The organism is Paraburkholderia sp. RL17-347-BIC-D (assembly GCF_046027915.1).
Lineage (GTDB): Bacteria > Pseudomonadota > Gammaproteobacteria > Burkholderiales > Burkholderiaceae > Paraburkholderia.
This window is the reverse complement of record NZ_JARESS010000295.1, coordinates 1-279: the sequence shown is the minus strand read 5'-3', so window position 1 is coordinate 279 and position 279 is coordinate 1. Positions and strand designations below refer to the sequence as shown.

Below are 279 nucleotides of genomic sequence, written 5' to 3'. Positions count from 1 at the left end.
GGCGAAGGGCTTGCCCGCGGGCGCCGAGTGACACGCGATGCAGTCGCCGGCCCGCGCGAGATATTGGCCGTGCGCGATCAGTGCCGCGTCGTTCTGGTTCTGTGGCGCTGCCGCGTGCGCGGCCAGTGTGGTCATGCCCAGCACAGCCGCCGCGCCCACGCGTTTCATCGCCCGCATGAGGCGCTGGATATCGGTCTTCTTCGTCATACGCTCACCAGCGGCCCGGGGTTCTTCAGATATTGCGTGCGGATCGCCCGCGCCGACCAGTAGGCCAGCGCA

At 68.8% G+C, this 279-nt stretch carries 1 pseudogene; it reads right to left on the bottom strand.

What is annotated here, in order from left to right:
• Positions 1 to 207 (bottom strand): annotated as a pseudogene (locus P0D96_RS48645) (cytochrome c); the annotation flags it as partial.
• Between the last annotated feature and the right edge of the window lie 72 nt (positions 208 to 279).